Genomic DNA, 17219 nt, shown 5'->3' on the forward strand with positions numbered 1-17219 from the left:
ACTTGGTGTTTTCCTTCGTGCGCGTGGGAGCGCGTTTCGTACCGTCTAGTGCCTCTTCCCGCCCTTCTCTCCTTTCGGTCTCGCCCCTTTTTGCCCCCCCCCCCCCCCCCAATGCGACCGCAGATCGAGCGAGAGTAGCGCGTGCGGAGGGCGGGTGTCCGGGCTTCGCGCGATTTGTCGGATGAGTACTTCGGGCGTGCCACGCTGCCTAGGCGTCAGCAGAGACAAGCCAGGTGGTGGCGCAGGCCGGCCGGAGGCGAAACGATTCTCTTGGGTACTCGAAACGCTGCGGTGAAGTCCCGCAGAACACTTCTGGTCCGTAGCGGGCACGGCTCGGCGGGCGTCGCGGCCGTACCCGGGATGCCGGGCCGCGCACCGGACGCGACGCCGGACGTCACGCCGGGCGCCCTGCCCGACGTCGCGCCGGACACCGTGCGGGAGCCCGCGGCGGACCTCGCATCGCTCGGTGCTCCGGGCGTCGCGCCGGTGGCCGCTCCCGGCGCCGAGGCGGTCGCCACGGTGGTGCTCCCGCCGATGCCGCCGGCCCCGCCGGACCTGCCGCCGGTCACGGCTCCGGCCGCCCCGCTCGCCGTCGTCGCACCGGCGGCCGCCGTCCTGGGGATCCCCGACCCGCCGGCCCAGCCGCCCGCCGTCCCGGCGCCGTCCACCCCCGCCGGGCCGCCCGCCCCCGTGATCGAGCCGCTGTTCACCCACGCGCCCGGCCTCAACTGGGCCGGTCCGGGTGATTACTGGAGCCGGGCCTGGGCGCTGCAGACCCTCGGTGACGCCCGCCCGGCGCCGGTCGCCGCGCCCGCGCCCGACCTGCGCACCGCCGCCGAACAGCCGCCCACCGCCCGGGACATCGACCTGATCCGGGCCAGCCTGGCGGTGGTCGAGCCGGTCGCCGACCGGGCCACCGCCCACTTCTACGCACTGATCTTCCTGCACCACCCCGAGATCCGCGCGCTCTTCCCGGCCGCCATGGACGTCCAGCGGGACCGCCTCTTCCGCGCTCTGCTGATGGCCGCCCGCAGCGCCGGCGACCCGGACGGCCTGCGCACCTACCTGAGCGCGCTCGGCCGCGGCCACCGCCGGTACGGCACGCTGACCGGCCACTACGGCCCGGTGGGCGAGTGCCTGGTGCAGGCGCTGGCCCGGTATGCGGGCAGCCGTTGGGACGCCGAGACCGAGCTGGCCTGGCGCCGGGTGTACCGGCTGGTCTCCTCGATCATGATCGACGCCGCCGAGGACGCCGCCCGCACCTCGCCGCCCTGGTGGCAGGGCGAGGTGGTCGGGCACGAGCGCCGCACCCGGGACGTCGCGGTGCTCACCGTCCGCCCCGACCAGGCCTATCCGTACCGGGCCGGGCAGTACGCCAGCCTGGAGACGCCCTGGTGGCCGCGGGTCTGGCGGCACTTCTCGTTCGCCTCCGCGCCGCGGCCGGACGGCCTGCTGACCTTCCATGTGAAGGCCGTCCAGGCGGGCTGGGTGAGCACCGCGCTCGTCCACCGGGCCGCGCCCGGGGACGTTCTGCGGCTGGGTCCGGCGGCCGGCGCGATGACCGTCGACCACGCGGCCGGCGCCGACCTGCTCTGTCTGGGCGGCGGCACCGGCATCGCGCCGATCCGGGCGCTGGTGGAGGAGGTGGCCGGGCACGGCGCGGCCGGCCGCTCGGTCGAGGTCTTCTACGGCGCCCGGCAGGCCGGGGACCTGTACGAGCTGGAGGCGCTGCGCGAGTTGGCCCGGCGCCACCCGTGGCTCTCGGTGCGCCCGGTGCTGTCCGGCCCCGGGCCCCTTCTGCCCGCCGGCGGGCAAGCAGGGCGCGCCTCGGGCGGCGGGGCGTTGACCGGTGAACTGCCCGAGGTGGTCGGCCGGTTCGGACCGTGGACCGGCCGGGAGGCGTACCTCAGCGGTCCGGCCGCGATGGTCCGGCGCGGGGTCGGCGTGCTGCTGCGGGCCGGGGTGGCGGCGGACCGGATCCGGCACGACCTGGTGGGGGACCTCGCGGCGGGCTGAGCGGGCGGGCAGGGCAGCCGGCCGGGCAGCGGCCCGGGCAGTCGGCGGTGCGCCGGCCGCGCCTCGGCCCGGGACTCAGCCCAGGTCGGGGGCGAGCAGCGCGCGGACGCCCTCGATGTTGGCCGCCAGGTAGGCGCGCAGGCTGGGCGGGACGACGTTGACCGAGGTGACGCCCTCCCGGGTGAAGGGCAGCCGGACCACCTCGTACTCCCCGTTGGGCTCCTCCACCTCGGGGCCGTGCCGCCGGGCGAGGTCCATCGAGGCGAGCCGGCAGACGAAGAAGTGCTGCACCTTGACCCCGTGTGGGTGGAGCATGGTGCCGTCGTCGTGGTGAGTGTGGCTGACGGTGTCGACGAAGGCGGGGACGGCGTCCACCACCTTGCCGCCGAGCTCCTCGTCCACCTCGCGGTGCAGGGCGTCGACCACGGTGCGGTCGCCGCGCTCGACGCCGCCGCCCGGGGTGATCCAGTACGGGTGCGGGGAGCCGGGTCGGGTGCGCTTGATCAGCACGATGGAGGCCGGGCCGTGCGGGTCGTCCGGGTCGAGTTCCAGCAGGATCGCCCGCGCGGTGCGTTTGACGACGGGGCGGGGTGGGGTGCCCATGGCGACCTCCGGGGCTGGAGCGTTGTGCGGGAGTCTCCCGCAGGCCGCGGGGGCCGAAACGCCGGTCGATCCGGCTGCGTCCGTTCGGGGAGTGCTCGCAGCGGCGATAGATCTTGGATAGTGAAGATGAACATTAAACCGATCATGCAATTATCGGTAAGTTGTGATCTTTTACCTTTGATTCAAAGGAATTTTCCGATCGAATGGTGCGAGAGTGATTGCAGCCGCGTACTCCCTGTGCTGCAATGAGCGACCATCGGGCAAATCGGAGCACTTAACTCCGCATGCCCTCCTGTGCAGTGACTCGGGCTGGGGGCTGGGTGTGGCCATGGATCAGATCGCAGAGTGCACGACACCGTCGCGCAAGGGCCGGCGGCCCACCCTGATCACCTCGGTCCAGCGGACTGCGGCTCCTGGAGGCCGTCGGCGGATCTCTGCAGGGGGCGACGGCCGAACAGCCCGCCCGGGCCGCCGGCCTGTCGCTCGGCACCACGTGCCACCTGCTGCGCACCCTCACCCATGAGGGCCATCTGCGGCGCGCCAACGGGAAGTTCTCCGTCGAATCGGGCGTACGGCCCGGACAGCCGCACTCCCTCCCATGTCAGCGAACTGCACATGCCCGGCCACCCGCGGACCCACAGCCCGCACGGCCGGGCAGAACGAGAGGTACTGGCGCCATGCAGCACAACACGATCCAGGGCCACCTGGTGATGAACCTGGTGGTCTCCGACGAGCTCTCCTTCCGCATCGTGGTCGACCTCGACTACGACCCCGTCGACCCGTACGCGCTCCGGTGCACCTTCCACCTGCCCGGCGACGAACCGGTCACCTGGGTCTTCGCCCGCGAGCTGCTGGTCGACGGGATCAGCCGGCCGACGGGCGAGGGCGACGTGCACATCCACCCGGTCGGCGGGGAGCTCTCCGAGGTCTGCATCGTGCTGCACTCCCCCCACGGGGACGCCCTGTTGCGCTCCTCCGCGCTCCCGCTGATCGCCTTCCTGGCCCGCACCGACCGGCTGGTGCCGATGGGGCAGGAGCTCACCGGCGGCGAACTCGACGCCCAGCTCGCGGACATCCTCGGAGGGTGCGGGAGGTGACCGGTCGCCCGGCCGGAACGGCGGAAGGGGCCCGTACCCGGTGAGAAAACCGGGCGCGGGCCCCCTTCACGCAGGGCGCTGCTCGTACGGGCCGCCATCGGCGGCAGCTCAGTCGTCGTCGCCGAGCGCCAGGTTGAGGCCCCAGGAGACCAGGCTGATGATCAGCGCGCCGAACAGCGCGGCCCAGAACCCGTCGACGTGGAACTCCAGGTCGAGCTTGTCCGAGGCCCAGGAGGTCAGCCAGAGCATCAGGGCGTTGATGACGAAGGTGATCAGCCCCAGGGTGAGGATGAACAGCGGCAGTGAGAGCAGCTTCACCAGCGGCTTGATCAGCCAGTTCACCACGCCGAAGACCAGTGCCACGGCGATCACCGTCAGGGTCTTGTGCTGCCAGTCGCCGCCGGTCAGCGTGATGCCGGTGACGATCCAGGCGGCCACCCAGATGGCGGCCGCGTTGATAAGTGTCTTGATGACGAAACCCTTCATGGGGCCAGCGTCGCAGGCCGATCCGGACGGGGGAAGCTCTCGACCGGCATGTTTGGTGTTGAATGCCCCAGGACCGTGACCCGGACCAGGACGAGGAAGGCGCCCCGATGAAGCTGTTCCGGCTGGACGAACTGGACGCCGAGCGCGCCGCCAACGACGGTGCCTATCTGCGCTTCCTGCGCGAGCCGCGGATGTCCGCCGGCCTCTACGCGCTCTCCCCCGGCGACACCGACCCGCAGACCGCGCACGCCCAGGACGAGATCTACCAGGTGATCAGCGGCCGGGCCGAGTTGACCGTCGGCGACGAGACCACGACGGTGGCCCGCGGCACGGTGGTCTACGTCCCGGCGGGCGTGCCGCACCGGTTCCACCACATCGCCGAGGAGCTGCGGGTACTGGTGGTGTTCTCCCCGCCCGAGGACTGAACAGCCCCGTGGCCGGGGGCGGCGGCCCGGTTAGGGTCGGGGTATGAGCCTGAGCCTGACGGAAGAACTCTGGGCGGCGATCGAGCCGGTCTACGCCAAGATCCTCGACCACCCCTTCATCGGCGGCCTCACCGACGGCACCCTGCCGCGCGAGGCGTTCCGCCACTTTGTCGTCCAGGACTCGCACTACCTGCGCGACTACGCCCGCGCGCTCGCCGTCTGCGCCGCCAAGGCGCCCGGCGAGGAGGAGGTGCGGGCCTTCGCCGACGACGCGGTCGGCGCGCTGGCGGCCGAGCAGGGCATGCACGCCGACTTCATGACCGCCTTCGGCGGCAGCGCCGACGAGGCCGCCGCCGAGCCGGTGCTGCCCACCACCCGCGCGTACACCAGCTACCTGCTGGCCACCGTCTACGGCGGGTCCTTCGCGGAGGCGGTCGGCGCGGTGCTGCCCTGCTACTGGATCTACGCCCGGGTCGGCGGTGAACTGCTCGCCAAGGGCTCCCCCGACCCGCTGTACGCCAAGTGGATCGCCACCTACGGCGACGAGGCGTTCCAGTCCGTGGTGCGCCGGGTGCTCGCGCTCACCGATCGGCTCGGCGAGGAGATCTCCCCGGCCGAACGCCGGCGGGTGGTGGAGCACTTCACCACCACCTCGCGGTACGAGTGGATGTTCTGGGACGCCGCCTGGCGCGGTGAGACCTGGCCGGTCTGACCGGGGGCCGCTCTCCTCACGCCCGGCGCGGGGAGAGCGGCCCGGTGTTGGCAGCCGGTGCGTCAGCCGGTGGTGAAGTAGCCGGTGAGGTCGGCGATCACGTGGGTGTAGCCGTTGCTGTTGTAGACGTTGACGGTTCCGCCGTCGCTCCGGGTGGTGACGGAGTTGGCCACGGTCTGGCCGGCGGTGAAGTTGAGGCTGGAGGTGTCCGGCCTGGCCCCCGCGGCGGGGTACACCGTGAGGTGGCCGTCGGTGGTGGGCTCGGTGACGGTCACGTTGAGGGCCGCGCCCACCAGGTGGTTCTGGACCACGGGGACGGTGCGGGTGCCGCCGGGCTCGATGGCCGTCGAGTTTCGGGTGTCGTACGCCCGGACCGGGGTCTTGAGCGCGGCGAACAGCCCGGAGCCGGACGGACTGTAGGAGCCGACGAGGTCGACGATGACGTTCACCGCGCCGACGTGGTTGTAGATGTCGATCTTTCCGTCGGTGCCGACCGGGACCACGACCTGGTTCGGAACGGTCTGCCCCGAGGTGAAGTTGACGTTCGAGCCCACGTAGGGCCGCCCCCCGCCGGTCGGGTAGACCGTCAGGTAGCTGTCCGCCGTCCCCTCGGTGGCGGTGACGTTGAGGATCACCGCGCGGGCGTCGGCCGTGCCGAGCTCCGGCTTGGCGACCTGGACCGAACGGACGCCGCCCCAGCCGAGCCAGCCGCCGTCGACGCGGCTGTCGACGAGCCGGGAGGGCGTGAGGGGGGAGTACTTGTCGGTCGCGCCGGCGCCGTAGTAGCCGACCACGTCGAGGACGACATCGGTCGACCCGGCGTGGTTGTAGACGGTGATCGACGGCCGGGTGCCCGGGGTGACCGCGACGGTGACCAGGTTGGACACCGTCCGGCCGGCCGTGAAGTTGAGGTTGGAGGTGGCCGGGGTGGTGCCCGCCGGGCCGCCGGCCGCGCTGAGCGAGAGGTAGCCGTCGGCGGTCGGGCTGGTGGCGGTCACGTTGACCACCACCGCCGTCGTGTCGGCGGGCACGACCGGGTAGGTGGTCGGCGGCATGTGCGAGCTGAACGCCACGAGCGGGGTCGTGTAGTACTCGTAGGGGTTGAGCGGCCGCTGCTGGCCGTTCGGGACGAACCGGGCGTCCCGGGTGTCCAGTACCCGGGTCGGGCTCATCCCGACGAAGCCGGCCGGAGCGGTGACGTCGCCGTTCGGGGCGGCGACGGCGGCCGGGGCCGCGATGACGGCGGGCCCGGTGAGGGCCAGTGCGGTGAGCACGGCGAGGGTGGTGGCGGGTCTTGCGCGCATGTGGACTCCCCCTGCGACAGCAGCCTCCGGCCTCGGCCCGGAGGTCTGTGCCTCGGTAGACCGACAGGCGGGGAAAAGGTTGTGGGGCTTGCCCGAAATTTGGCGGCCCGGCGGCCCGTCTCCCCACACCCGGCGGCCCGCCCGCTGGTGCGGGGAACGGGCCGCCGGGCCGGTGCCGCGAGTGGTCAGCCGGTGGTGAAGTAGCCGGTGGCGTCGACGAGCAGGTGGGTGAAGCCGGCGTTGTTGCGGAACCACACGGCGCCGTTGGAACCCTGGACCACGGTGGTCTCGGTGGTGACACCGTTGGCGACCGTCCGTCCGGGAGTCCAGTTGAGGTTCGACGTGCCGTTCGAGGTGGAGTCGACCCCGTTCGCCTCCAGGTGGCCGCCGGCGGTCGGCCCGGTCGCGGTCACGTTGAGGGTGACCACCCACGGGGTCGGCGGCATGAAGCCGACGCCGGACACCGGCACCGCCGTGGCGGAGTACGGCAGGAGGCCGACCCCGCGGCCCCGGGTGTCGTACAGCCGGCCCTGCTCGCGGAGCGCGCTGTACAGGCCGTGGCCGGAGGGGCTGTAGAAGCCGATCAGGTCGACCAGGAGGTCGGTGGGGCCACCCAGGTTGGCGAGGTCGACCTTGCCGTCGCGGCCGACCGGGACCACCACCTGGTTGGCGACCGTCCGCCCCGCCGTGTAGTTGAGGTTGGAGCCCTCGGCCGGGAGGGCAGAGCCGGACGGGTAGGCGGTGATGTGGCCGTTGGTACCGGGCGTGACGGCGGTGACGTTCAGCAGCACCGCCGTGGCGTCCTTGGCGCCGAGATCCTTCCGGGCGGCGTCGACCGAGAGGACGCCGCCCTGCCCGACCTTTCCGCCGGCGGTGCGGGTGTCGGCCAGCCGGGTCGGCTTGACCGGCTCGTACTTGTCCACGGCACCCGGCCGGTAGTAGCCCACCACGTCGACCACGACATCGGTGTCGCCGGAGCTGTTGTACACGCTGATCTGCGGGGAGGCACCGACCGCGCGCTCGTCCACCGCCACGCTGATCATGTTGGAAACCGTCTCGCCGGCCCTGAAGTCGAGGGTCGACGTCAGCGGCTCGCCCGGTGAGGCGGCGTCCCGGCGCACGGTGAGGTGGCCGTCGGCGGTGGGGTTGGTGGCGGTCACGTTGACGATCACGGCGGTCGCGTCGGTGGGGACGACCGGGCGCTCGCGCGGGGCCTCGTCGGCCCAGGCGGAGAGCGGCACCGAGTAGTTCTCGCCGGGCCCGAGCGGACGCTGCCGGAGGTTCGGGGTCCGCTGGGCATCGCGGGTGTCCAGGACGCGCTTGAGACCGGTCGGCACGAAGGCCGCCGGGGTGGTGTCCAGCGGGATCAGCGCCGGCGCGACGGCCGGGGCGGCGTTCGGGGCGGCTGCGGCCGGAACGGCGCTCGCGGCGACGGGCAGGGTCAGGCTCAGGACCGTGAGCACGGCCATGGAAACGGCGGGTCGAACGCGCATAGCGGGAATCCCCTCGGAACAGCGACCTCCGAACTCCCCCCGGAGGTCTGTGTACTGATAGACGGGCGGGTCGCCGGGAGGTTGCAGGTGGTTTCGAAGATCTTTTCCGGGGTGTTCCCGAGCAGATCCGAGGGTCTTCCCCCGGGGCCGGGTCAGGGGCGATCTCCGGGTTCTCTCCGGGCCGTTGGCTCTCGTTCCGGCACTTGCGTCCCCGTACGATCGAAGTATCGAAAGCAAGCGGGATGCGGCACCGGACGGCAGCCGGCCCGAGGGGAGAGAAGGAACGGACATGGCTGAGTTCTGGAAGTCGCTGCCCTCGTGGGTGCGCAACATCGTCGTTCCGGTGCTGGTGCTGATCCTGGCCTGGAACATCATCGGATTCGTGTTCGGCGTGGTGGGTGCGCTGCTGAGCCTGGCCTTCAAGCTGCTGGTGGTGGTCGGGATCGCCGCCGCCGTGGTGATCCTGGTCAAGAAGGCCGCCAAGAGCTAGCCTCCGGCCCTTCGGACGCCCGTACCCCCCTCGCCGGGGGTGCGGGCGTCAGTCGTCTGCGGCTGCGCCGGTGCGGGCGGCCCGGTCGAGCTGCAACACCGTGTCGAGGTCCCAGAGCGGCTGCCAGCGCTGCGTGCGGGCGCGGGAGAGGTCGAGGGTGACGCTGTGGGCGAGCTGGTCGACCGCGTACGGGGTCAGGCCCGGGAGGCGGCCGGTGCGGGCGGCCAGCCGGGCCAGCGGTGCGGGCACGTGGCCGATCCGCGCCCGGACGCCGTGCGCTGCGAGCACCCTGCGGACGGCGTCGTCGCGCCGGTAGTGCCGGCCGTCGGCGATGTTGTACGCGCCCGGAGTCCAGGCGGCGTGGCCGGTCAGGCCCAGCGCGGCCAGGCAGGCGTCGGCGAGGTTCTGCACGGCGGTGAGGCTGATCCGGACGTCGCCGCCGGGGAGCAGCAGCAGGCCGCGCCGGGCGCGGGCCAGCAGCTGCGGGGCGAGGTGCGGGTCGCCGGGGCCGTAGACGGCGCGCGGGCGCAGCACGACGGCGCCCGCCGCCAGCGCGATCCGTTCACCGGCCGCCTTGGTGCGCCCGTACGCGTTGTGGTGGCCGCCGTCGGTGGGGTGGTGCTCCATGACGGACTCGCGGCCGATCCGGGGGTCGTAGACGCTGGCGCTGCTCACCCAGACGACCGGGCGGCCGGCGGCGGCGCGCATCAGGCGTTCGGTGCCGGTGACGTTGACGGCGTACTGGTCGGCCTCGCCGGGGGAGCCCGGGGGCAGGTCGGCGACGGCTGCCGCGCAGTGCACCACCAGGTCGACGCCGGTCAGGTCCGGCTCCCCGACGGTGGCGTCCCAGCGGACGTGCCGGCCGACCGGGCCCGGCGAGCGGCCGTAGCAGTGCACGTCGAGGCCGAGCGCGGCCGCGGCGAGGGCGACGTGCGAGCCGCAGAAGCCGCCGGCGCCGGTGACGGCTATCCGCATCGGCCGGCTCCCGCGTGGACGGTGAGTTCCGCGTAGCCGGGCAGGGCGGAGCGGCGGTCGACGCGGGCGCGGGCGACCACCGGGCGGTGGGGGGCCAGGGCGAGCAGGACGTCGGCGAGCTGGGCGCGGGCCAGGCCGGCGCCGGGGCAGGCGTGCGGGCCGGCACCGAAGACGGCCTGGGTGGCGGACGCCGTGGTGGCGGGGGCGGTCCGGTGGGCCTGGGCGGCGTGCCGGGCGACCAGGATCAGCCGGTCGCCGGCCCGGACGGGGCAGCCGGCCACGGTGGCGTCGGCGGCGGCCACCCGGGGGAGCAGCGGTGAGGGGGCGGTCAGCCGGAGGAGTTCGGCGGCGAGCCGGGGTGCCGTCCCGGCGTTCACGGCGGGCCAGAGGCCGGCGTCGGCGCACCAGGCGGCGGCGCGGGGGAGGGCGGCGACGGTGGTGTTGACGGCGGCGACGGTGAGCATGGCGTGGAGCGGGTCGGGGAGGAGGGCGGTGAGGTCGGCCGCGGCGGCTGCGGCGGCGGCGGTGCCGGCGGCGGACCGGCGGCCGGAGAGGCGCGGGCCGGGCAGGTGGTCGTCGGCGGCGGCCGCGGCGGCTGCGGCGGCGGCCCGGGCGAGGGTGCGTGGATCGGTGTCGGAGCCGGTCAGTGCGGCGGCCGTCACTCCGGCCAACTCCATCGCGAGGTCGACGAGTTCGAGCGGGCCGGTGGTGAGCTCCGGAACGCGGTCGGCGAGCACGGCCTGCCAGTGCGGGCGGATCCGGTCCAGCGCTCCCCCGGCGAGGTCGGCGGCCAACTCGCGGCGGGCGGAGCGGTGTTCGGCGCCGTCTTGGTCGAACAGCAGCCCGCCGTCGGTGAGTTCGGCGGCGGATCCGCCGGTGGTACCGGGCGCGGTGCGGTCGAGTGGGACGCGGGTGAGTGCCTCCCGGTAGGCGTCGGTGCCGTGCACCAGGACGGTTCGGCCGAGCCGGACGACCGGGCGGCGGCGGGTGGCGCAGAGCAGCGCGAACAGGACGGGGTGGCTGCGCAGGTAGACCCGGCGGTCGCGGCGGCGGGCGGCCCGGGAGGCGGCGGCGGTGGTGGTCGTCGCGGACGCGGTGGCGGTGGTCGTGGAGGCGGTGGTCATGAGGTCGACTCCCGTGCGCAGTAGGCCGAGGCGGCCGTCCGGTCGGGCTTGCGGGAGCGGCCGGCCAGCGGCACCTCGCCGAACAGCACCGCGTCCGGGCGGGCGGAGCCCATCCGGTCGAGCGGGCCCTGTAGCGCGGCGCGCAGCCGGTGCGGGTCGGTGCCGGGGCGGGGCTGGACCAGGGCGACCAGCCGTTCGTCGCCCGGTGCGTCGGCGCGCGGGACGCCGACCAGGACGGCGAGTTCGACACCGGGCAGGTGCAGCGCCGGCTCGTACAGGCCGGGGTAGATGTTCTCGGCGCCCCGCAGCACCATGTCCTTCAGCCGCCCGGCGAGCACGATCCGGCCGTCCGGGGCGAGGGTGGCGCGGTCGCCGGTGCGGACCCAGGGGTCGGGCTCCTCGCCGAGGTAGCGGTGGCGGGCGCCGGGGCCGGTGAGCAGCAGCTCGCCGTCCGGGCCGAGGTCGGTGCGGACGCCCGGCAGGGGCGCGCCGACGAGGTCTCCGGGGCCGGTGAAGGCGCTCTTCTCGGCCTCCTCGACGGCGGCGGCCGGGAACAGTTCGGTGAGCGCGTACACCCCCCAGGCCTGGTCGGCTCCGGCCTCCTTGACCCGGCGCAGCAGGGTGGCGTCGGCGGGCGCGGAGCCGGTCCAGACCCGGCCGGAGAAGCGGGCCCCGGAGCGGAGGGCGGCGCGCAGCTGGGGCGGGGTGAGGTAGGTCTGGGCCGGTGCCGACCGGGTGAGCTGACGGGCCAGCGCGGCGGGCGTCCGGGCCGGGAGGGCGACGGTGGCGCCGGCGGCGAGGGCCGGGACGAGGACGAAGAAGGTGCCGCCGAGCACGGTGGTGCCGGGGCGGGGCCCGACCAGTTCGGTGACCGTCCGCAGGCCGGCCGCCAGCCCTTCCCGGGTGTGCACGACGGCGCGCGGGCGGGCGGTGGTGCCGGAGGTGAAGACGATCACGGCGTCGGTGTCGCGGCCGCCGCTGCGGGGCGGGGGTGCGGTGGCGGAGCCGGTCCGCAGCCGGGGTGCGCAGCCGGGCAGCCGGCGGCCGAGGGTGGCGACCGGGCCGAGCGCGGTCAGCCGGGGCAGTGCGAGGTCGGCGCGGCGGGCGAGCGGACCGGCCCAGCCGGCCACCGCCTGGGCGGCGGCGTCGGCGAGCACCAGGTCGGGCCGGGCGAGGGCGAGGCGGGCGGCGAGCACGTCCGGCCCGGCGGTCGGGTCGAGGACGGCGATCCGCAGGCCGAGCCGGTGCGCGGCCAGCATCACGGCGAGCGCCCTGGGGCCGGGGCGGACGGCGACGCCGAGGGTGGCGCCGTCGGTGAGGCCGCGGGCGTGCAGGGCGGCGGCGTAGACGTCGGCGAGGTCGGCGAGTTCGCCGCGGCGGATCCGGACCTTGGCCGCGCCGGTGCGGGTGTGGTGCAGCACGGCGGGCCGGTCGGGGTGGACGGTGCGCAGTGCGTGGGCGAGCCGGTCGAGCACGGTGTGTCCTCAGCGGGGCGGGATCGGCGGGCGGGCGGTCAGTGGGTGGTTGAGCGTTCGGCGGTCGGTCGGCGGGCGATCGGGGAGCGGGCTTGGGTGAGCGGGCGGTCGGCGGGGCGGCTGGTTCAGCGGACGTCGGCGGAGCGCGGGCCGGCGCCGCGCTCCAGGTACCAGCGGGCGGTGCCGACCACGCCGTACGCGCGGATCCGGCGGGTGGAGTTCTGCACCACCATGTCGCGGCGGCGGACGATCGCGGTGGTGTGCCGGCGCACCCGGTTGATGAACATCCGGTCGGTGGGCGAGGGCCGGCGCGGCATCCCGCCGACCGCCTGGTACAGCTCGGCGGTGATCGCCATGTTGTTGCCCGCGTGCATCCGGTACGGGGTGAGGTAGCCGTGCCGGCGGCGGTGCGCGGGCCGGATCCGGCCGAAGAACGCGCCGACCGCGACCAGCGCCAGGAAGACCGCGCGCCCGGCCGGCCCGTGCTCGTCCCGGCGGGCGGTGACCCGGCCGCAGACCAGGCCGCGGGCTTCGAGCATCCCGGCCCGGGCGGCGGCCGTCCAGCCGGGTTCGGGCAGGCAGTCGGCGTCGGTGCGGGCGAGCAGGGTGGCGCCGTGCGCGATGGCGTGGCGGAAGCCGGTGTCGATCGCCGAGCCGACCCCCTTCTCCGGTTCGACCAGCACCTCGACCGGGAACGGCGCCCGTCCGGCGAAGGCCCGGACCTTCGCCACGGTGCCGTCGGTGGAGCCGTTGTCGGCCACCAGCAGGGTGAACTCCCGGTCCCGCTGGGCGGCGAGGGCGTTCAGCGTGCCTTCGATCCGGGCCTCCTCCTGGTAGGCCGGGACCACCACCCACAGGTCGGTCATGACGCCTCCCAGACCATCGTCATCAGGCTGACGCCGCCGCCGAGGCCGATCAGCAGCACCTTGTCGCCTGGGTTCAACTCCGGTCGTATACGGTCGAGTTGGACGCCCAGGGTGGCGCTGGCGATGTTGCCCAGCTCCGGCACGGTGAGGACCAGCTTCTCCGCGGGCACCCCGGTCAGCTCGACGAAGCGCTCCAGGTAGGGGACGGTGACCTGGTGCACCAGCACCCGGGCGTAGTCGTCCCAGCCGAGGCCGGTGCGGGCCGCCACCCGGGTCAGGATGGCGCCGCCGATCTTCTCGAAGACGCCGCGCAACTCCTTGCCGCCGCCCCGGAAGTAGCTGTACTCGTCGCCGCGCGGGTGGCGCGATCCGCCGCCGGGGATGCCGCCGGCCTCCCAGTGCTCGGAGGCGGTCTCGGTCTCGATGTCGAGGATGCCGCCGCGCTCGACGGCCTCGACGACGACGGCCGCGCCGGCGTCCCCGAAGGTGTAGCCGGCGAAGCCGTCGCGAAAGTCGGCGAGCCCGCCCGGGTCGCGGCGCATCGCCCGACTTGGCGTCTCGCCGGTGACCACCAGGGCGCGCCGGGCCCGGCCGGCCAGGATCATCGCGCGGGCCAGGTCGATCCCGTTGAGGAAGCTGTTGCAGGCGTTGCTGACGTCCAACGCATGGGCACGCGAGCCGAGTTCGGCCTGGACGAGGTGGGCGGTGGCCGGTTCGCAGATGTCCCGGGTGGCGGAGGCGTACAGCAGCAGGTCGATGTCGTACGGGTCCAGGCCGCGGGCGTCGAGGGCGCGCCGGGCGGCGCCGACCGCCAGCGTGGAGGCGTACTCGCCGTCGGCCGCGAAGTGCCGGGTGACGATGCCGGTCGCCTTCTCGAACATCCGCTCCGGAAGGCGGAGTTGACCGCCGGCCGTGACCTCGTCCTGGAGCTGCTGGGAGGTCAGGCGGAGGGCGGGAAGGTGGGATCCGACGGCGGTGATGCCGATCCGGGCGGTGGCTGCAGGGTGCATGCCTCCATGCTCCGGCGGGCAGCGCCGCGCCCACCTGAGTACGGGTACTCAGGTGGGCGCGGGCGGCTACTCGATCGGGCGGGGGGTCCTGGCTACATGTTCTTGTAGTACCCGAAGAGGTCGGCGATCACGTGGGTGTTGCCGGCGTTGTTGTAGAGGTCGAAGCGGCCCTGGGCGTCCACCGGGACGGTGGAGTGGTTGGGCACGTCCAGGCCCGGGGAGGCGTTGAGGTTGCTGGTGTCGGGGCGGGCCGAGCCGGTGGCCCAGGCGATGAGGTGGGTGTTCGTCTCGGTCTCGGTGGCGGTCAGGTTGACCGCGGCCGCGGTGGCGCCGGCCGGCACGCCGGTCACGGTGCGGGTGCCCCCGGGGCCGAACTTGGCACCGCCGCCGTCACGGGAGTCCAGCAGCCGGCTCGGGATGACCGGGGTGAACCGGCCCCGGGCGTTGGGGCTGTAGTAGCCGAAGACGTCCACGATGGCGTGGGCGCTGCCGGCGTGGTTGTAGATGTCGATGGAGCCGTCGCCGCCCACCGGGACGACCACCTGGTTGGGGATGTCCCGGCCCGGAACGGTGTTGAGGTTGGAGGCGTTGGTGGGGCGCTGGCCGCCTGCCGGGTAGACGGCGAAGTAGCTGTTGGCGGTGGACTCGGTGGAGGTGACGTTGAGGACCACCGAGGTCGCGTCGGCGGGGACGCCGCCGACGCCGGCCACCTTCAGCCGGCGGGAGGAGTCCGGGCCGAGGGGGGCGGCGGTGCTGCGCGTGTCCATCAGCCGGGCGGGCGCGACCGGCTGGTACCACTGGTTGCTCGTCGGGTCGAAGTAGCCGAGGACGTCCCCGACGACGTGCACCGAACCGGCGTTGTTGCGGATGGTGACCCGGCCGTCGGGGCCGACCGGGACGGTCACCAGGTTGGCGACGTCCTGGTTGGGGCCGAAGTTGACGTTCGACGTGATCGGCCGCTCCCCGCCGCTCGGGTAGACGCTCAGGAAGCTGTTCTGGGTGCCCTCGGTCGCGGTGAGGTTGAGGACGACCGCGGTGGCGCCGTACGGCACCACGGTTGCGCCGCCGGTGGCGGCGGGGTGGCGGACGTCCAGGTCGAGCGTGTCGCCGGCGCCGAGCTTGTGGTTCTGGGCGCCCTGCCAGCGGGTGTCGGCCACTCGGAGCGGGGAGATCGCCTTGAAACCGGCAGGGTTGTAGTCGACGGTGACCGGGAGGTCGCCGCTCCGGCTCTGGCCCGAGTCGTCGGTCGCCGTCACCTTGATCGTGTGCCGGCCGGGCTGGGCGAAGGCGTGGTACGCCTTGCCGGTGGTGTTGGTGACGGGCACGGTGCCGTCGCCGAAGTCGAAGGTGTAGCCGGTGATCGCCCAGGGCGAGGTGGTGCCGGTGGCGTCGGTCTCGAAGCCGAGCGAGTCGCTGACGTTGTTGACGCGACCGGTCAGCGACAGGTTCATCAGGCCGCCCTGGGTCACGCTGACCGGGGAGTCGACGGCGTCGGTCTTCCGGCCGCCGCGGCCGTCGATGACGGTGACCTTGGGGGTGTAGCTGCCGACCGTGGTGTAGGTGTGCCGGACGGTCTTCTCCGGGGTGGTCACCGGCGCGCTGCCGTCGCCGAAGTCGAAGGTGTAGGTGAGCTGGCCGCCCCACTGGTTGTGGGCGTCGGCGGTGAGGTCGACGGTCAGCGGGCCCGGGCCGGTGGGTGCCGGGTGGACGGTGCCGGTGGCCTTGAGCTCGACCGACTGCAGGCCCTGCACCTCGTACGCGCCGCGGTCGCGGAAGCCGCCGTTCGGGCCGGTGTTGCCGACGAGTGGGTGGTCGGTGGCGTAGTTGCCCACCAGGTCGGTGGGGAGGCCGCGGGGCGGCAGCGGGTCGCCGGAGTCGATCACGGTGCTGCTGTCCAGCGTCGGGACGGTGAGCGGCAGGTAGGCCTGTTCGAACGTGATGGCGCGGTCGATGTCGTGGGCGCCCTGGCCGGTCGCGGCGAGCAGCTCGGCGGGCGACTGGTAGCCCTTGTCGGCCCAGCTGTAGGCCGGCAGGCCCTGGACCGGGTGGACGACGTTGTAGTCGAGCTTGGTGTCGGCGGCGGCGCCCGCCGACACCGACACGCTCGACCCGTTCACGATGTTGTTGACGACCGCCGAGCCCGGGGAGGCGCCGTTCAGCGACAGGCCCATGGTGATGCCGCCGGTGAGCGTGTTGTTGGTGACCGCCGTGCCGGGGGCGTCGGTGACGTCGATCGCGACGCCGGTCGACGTGCTGAACTGGTTGGCGGCGACCGTGGCGTGCTGCGTTCCGGCGCCGATCGAGAGGCCGCGGGTGTGGTAGAAGACCGACCTGGCGACCGTGAGCTGGTCGCCCTGGCCGGTGACGGTGACGGCGGGCGCGGGCCGGGAGGTCTCGGCCGGGTCCTCGTACCAGTTCTCCGACAGCTCCACTCGGGACGAGCCGGCGATCTCCACGTGCGGCAGGGAGAAGCCGGTGACGACGACGTCGTGGACGTTGGTGAGCCGCACCGGGGTGCCCGAGGTGGGGGCGATCGACGGCTGGGTGTAGTCGCTCAGGCCGGTCATCGGGCTGCCGCGGAAGGTGATCGGCTTCCCGAGCTCGCCGGAGCGCGTGATGACGAGGTCCCCGAGCTGCTCGGTGGTCGGCGCGAGTTGGACGGTCTGTCCGGGCAGGGCCGCGTCGGCCGCCGCCTGGATGCTGCAGTACGGCTTGGCCGCGGTGCCGGTGCCGTGGTCGTCGCAGCCGGCGGACTGGCTGTTGTCGACGTACAGGACGGTGGCGGGCTCGGCCGCGACCGCCGGGAGCGGCAGTCCGACGACTGCGGAGACCACGGCGGCGCTGAGGCCGACGGCATGACGAAGGCGCACTTTGTGCTTCCCCCTGGCTTGTGAATGTCCGTTGCTGCTCGACGCGTTCGTCACCTGCGCCCGTGGGGCGGTAGAGGAGTATCTGCGGAGCAGTTGTGAGCATTATGGCGGCAGGGGTGATCGTTTCAGTCACCGGGTTGGCTGATAACGATCGACGATGCGCGGGTGCCCGCCCCCCCGTGCGGCGGGCGTGCCCACGGGACAGCCACCGAGACCCAATCCATCCTTGACGGGGAGTTTTTGTGAGGGGACCACAACCGACACCGGGGAGGC

General features: G+C 73.7%; 15 protein-coding genes and 1 pseudogene. 6 read left to right on the forward strand and 10 right to left on the reverse strand.

Annotated features, from left to right (window positions below; all coding sequences use genetic code 11):
* Nucleotides 1-291 precede the first annotated feature (291 nt).
* On the forward strand, nucleotides 292-2016 hold the full coding sequence (locus tag ACZ6NC_RS29635; protein WP_465736832.1) for a globin domain-containing protein: 1725 nt from the start codon (nucleotides 292-294) through the stop codon (nucleotides 2014-2016).
* A gap of 75 nt (nucleotides 2017-2091) precedes the next feature.
* Here the strand turns inward: ACZ6NC_RS29635 and ACZ6NC_RS29640 are convergent, their stop codons facing one another.
* Nucleotides 2092-2619 carry an NUDIX domain-containing protein gene (locus ACZ6NC_RS29640; protein ID WP_465736833.1) on the reverse strand — a complete coding sequence of 176 codons (528 nt, stop codon included), beginning with the start codon at nucleotides 2617-2619 and terminating at the stop codon, nucleotides 2092-2094.
* 413 nt (nucleotides 2620-3032) lie between these two features.
* On the opposite strand from ACZ6NC_RS29640, the pseudogene ACZ6NC_RS29645 reads away from it, so the two are divergent.
* Together ACZ6NC_RS29645 and ACZ6NC_RS29650 are read left to right on the forward strand one after the other, a co-directional pair.
* A pseudogene (locus ACZ6NC_RS29645) lies at nucleotides 3033-3146 on the forward strand (transcriptional regulator); the annotation flags it as partial.
* Between the two features lie 150 nt (nucleotides 3147-3296).
* The gene (locus ACZ6NC_RS29650; protein ID WP_465736834.1) at nucleotides 3297-3716 is read left to right on the forward strand and encodes an SsgA family sporulation/cell division regulator; all 420 of its coding nucleotides are present in this window, start codon (nucleotides 3297-3299) and stop codon (nucleotides 3714-3716) included.
* A gap of 108 nt (nucleotides 3717-3824) precedes the next feature.
* Here ACZ6NC_RS29650 and ACZ6NC_RS29655 read toward each other — a convergent pair whose 3' ends face one another.
* Nucleotides 3825-4202: a phage holin family protein gene (locus ACZ6NC_RS29655; RefSeq protein ID WP_465736835.1), complete on the reverse strand. Its 378-nt coding sequence runs from the start codon at nucleotides 4200-4202 to the stop codon at nucleotides 3825-3827.
* A 107-nt stretch (nucleotides 4203-4309) separates the two neighbouring features.
* On the opposite strand from ACZ6NC_RS29655, the gene ACZ6NC_RS29660 reads away from it, so the two are divergent.
* Together ACZ6NC_RS29660 and tenA are read left to right on the forward strand one after the other, a co-directional pair.
* Entirely contained in the window at nucleotides 4310-4627 is a 318-nt protein-coding gene (locus ACZ6NC_RS29660; protein WP_465736859.1) for a cupin domain-containing protein, read from the forward strand.
* A 43-nt stretch (nucleotides 4628-4670) separates the two neighbouring features.
* Nucleotides 4671-5339 carry a thiaminase II gene (gene tenA, locus ACZ6NC_RS29665; RefSeq protein ID WP_465736837.1) on the forward strand — a complete coding sequence of 223 codons (669 nt, stop codon included), beginning with the start codon at nucleotides 4671-4673 and terminating at the stop codon, nucleotides 5337-5339.
* Nucleotides 5340-5401: 62 nt separating this feature from the next.
* On the opposite strand, the gene ACZ6NC_RS29670 is transcribed toward tenA, so the two are convergent.
* Both ACZ6NC_RS29670 and ACZ6NC_RS29675 read right to left on the reverse strand, forming a co-directional pair.
* A complete protein-coding gene (locus ACZ6NC_RS29670) occupies nucleotides 5402-6643 on the reverse strand; it encodes a hypothetical protein (RefSeq protein WP_465736838.1) in 1242 nt (413 codons plus the stop codon).
* A 185-nt stretch (nucleotides 6644-6828) separates the two neighbouring features.
* Complete coding sequence (locus ACZ6NC_RS29675) at nucleotides 6829-8136, reverse strand: hypothetical protein (RefSeq protein ID WP_465736839.1); 1308 nt, start codon at nucleotides 8134-8136, stop codon at nucleotides 6829-6831.
* A gap of 289 nt (nucleotides 8137-8425) precedes the next feature.
* Between ACZ6NC_RS29675 and ACZ6NC_RS29680 the strand changes: the two genes are divergently transcribed.
* A complete protein-coding gene (locus ACZ6NC_RS29680) occupies nucleotides 8426-8626 on the forward strand; it encodes a DUF5326 family protein (RefSeq protein ID WP_465736840.1) in 201 nt (66 codons plus the stop codon).
* A 48-nt stretch (nucleotides 8627-8674) separates the two neighbouring features.
* Here the strand turns inward: ACZ6NC_RS29680 and ACZ6NC_RS29685 are convergent, their stop codons facing one another.
* The 6 genes from ACZ6NC_RS29685 to ACZ6NC_RS29710 all read right to left on the reverse strand — a co-directional run bounded on the left by ACZ6NC_RS29685 (nucleotide 8675) and on the right by ACZ6NC_RS29710 (nucleotide 16946).
* Complete coding sequence (locus tag ACZ6NC_RS29685) at nucleotides 8675-9601, reverse strand: NAD-dependent epimerase/dehydratase family protein (RefSeq protein WP_465736841.1); 927 nt, start codon at nucleotides 9599-9601, stop codon at nucleotides 8675-8677.
* Entirely contained in the window at nucleotides 9592-10725 is a 1134-nt protein-coding gene (locus ACZ6NC_RS29690; protein ID WP_465736842.1) for a cytochrome P450 family protein, read from the reverse strand. The genes ACZ6NC_RS29685 and ACZ6NC_RS29690 overlap by 10 nt, the downstream gene beginning before the upstream one ends.
* Complete coding sequence (locus ACZ6NC_RS29695) at nucleotides 10722-12200, reverse strand: class I adenylate-forming enzyme family protein (protein WP_465736843.1); 1479 nt, start codon at nucleotides 12198-12200, stop codon at nucleotides 10722-10724. The genes ACZ6NC_RS29690 and ACZ6NC_RS29695 overlap by 4 nt, the downstream gene beginning before the upstream one ends.
* Before the next feature lie 125 nt (nucleotides 12201-12325).
* Nucleotides 12326-13066 carry a glycosyltransferase family 2 protein gene (locus tag ACZ6NC_RS29700; RefSeq protein WP_465736844.1) on the reverse strand — a complete coding sequence of 247 codons (741 nt, stop codon included), beginning with the start codon at nucleotides 13064-13066 and terminating at the stop codon, nucleotides 12326-12328.
* Nucleotides 13063-14076 (reverse strand): 3-oxoacyl-ACP synthase III family protein, encoded by a 1014-nt coding sequence (locus ACZ6NC_RS29705; RefSeq protein WP_465736845.1) that lies wholly within the window; start codon nucleotides 14074-14076, stop codon nucleotides 13063-13065. Before ACZ6NC_RS29705 ends, ACZ6NC_RS29700 begins: the two co-directional genes overlap by 4 nt.
* Nucleotides 14077-14168: 92 nt before the next feature.
* Nucleotides 14169-16946 (reverse strand): PKD domain-containing protein, encoded by a 2778-nt coding sequence (locus ACZ6NC_RS29710; protein WP_465736846.1) that lies wholly within the window; start codon nucleotides 16944-16946, stop codon nucleotides 14169-14171.
* Nucleotides 16947-17219 lie beyond the last annotated feature (273 nt).

This window comes from Kitasatospora sp. NPDC041988 (assembly GCF_055588525.1).

What these genes read in the sequence shown, in the direction of transcription:
- ACZ6NC_RS29640 (WP_465736833.1), bottom strand. Translation starts at nt 2,619, where the DNA reads ATGGGCACCCCACCCCGCCCCGTCGTCAAACGCACCGCGCGGGCGATC.
- ACZ6NC_RS29650 (WP_465736834.1), top strand. Translation starts at nt 3,297, where the DNA reads ATGCAGCACAACACGATCCAGGGCCACCTGGTGATGAACCTGGTGGTC.
- ACZ6NC_RS29655 (WP_465736835.1), bottom strand. Translation starts at nt 4,202, where the DNA reads ATGAAGGGTTTCGTCATCAAGACACTTATCAACGCGGCCGCCATCTGG.
- ACZ6NC_RS29660 (WP_465736859.1), top strand. Translation starts at nt 4,310, where the DNA reads ATGAAGCTGTTCCGGCTGGACGAACTGGACGCCGAGCGCGCCGCCAAC.
- tenA (WP_465736837.1), top strand. Translation starts at nt 4,671, where the DNA reads ATGAGCCTGAGCCTGACGGAAGAACTCTGGGCGGCGATCGAGCCGGTC.
- ACZ6NC_RS29670 (WP_465736838.1), bottom strand. Translation starts at nt 6,643, where the DNA reads ATGCGCGCAAGACCCGCCACCACCCTCGCCGTGCTCACCGCACTGGCC.
- ACZ6NC_RS29675 (WP_465736839.1), bottom strand. Translation starts at nt 8,136, where the DNA reads ATGCGCGTTCGACCCGCCGTTTCCATGGCCGTGCTCACGGTCCTGAGC.
- ACZ6NC_RS29680 (WP_465736840.1), top strand. Translation starts at nt 8,426, where the DNA reads ATGGCTGAGTTCTGGAAGTCGCTGCCCTCGTGGGTGCGCAACATCGTC.
- ACZ6NC_RS29685 (WP_465736841.1), bottom strand. Translation starts at nt 9,601, where the DNA reads ATGCGGATAGCCGTCACCGGCGCCGGCGGCTTCTGCGGCTCGCACGTC.
- ACZ6NC_RS29690 (WP_465736842.1), bottom strand. Translation starts at nt 10,725, where the DNA reads ATGACCACCGCCTCCACGACCACCGCCACCGCGTCCGCGACGACCACC.
- ACZ6NC_RS29700 (WP_465736844.1), bottom strand. Translation starts at nt 13,066, where the DNA reads ATGACCGACCTGTGGGTGGTGGTCCCGGCCTACCAGGAGGAGGCCCGG.
- ACZ6NC_RS29705 (WP_465736845.1), bottom strand. Translation starts at nt 14,076, where the DNA reads ATGCACCCTGCAGCCACCGCCCGGATCGGCATCACCGCCGTCGGATCC.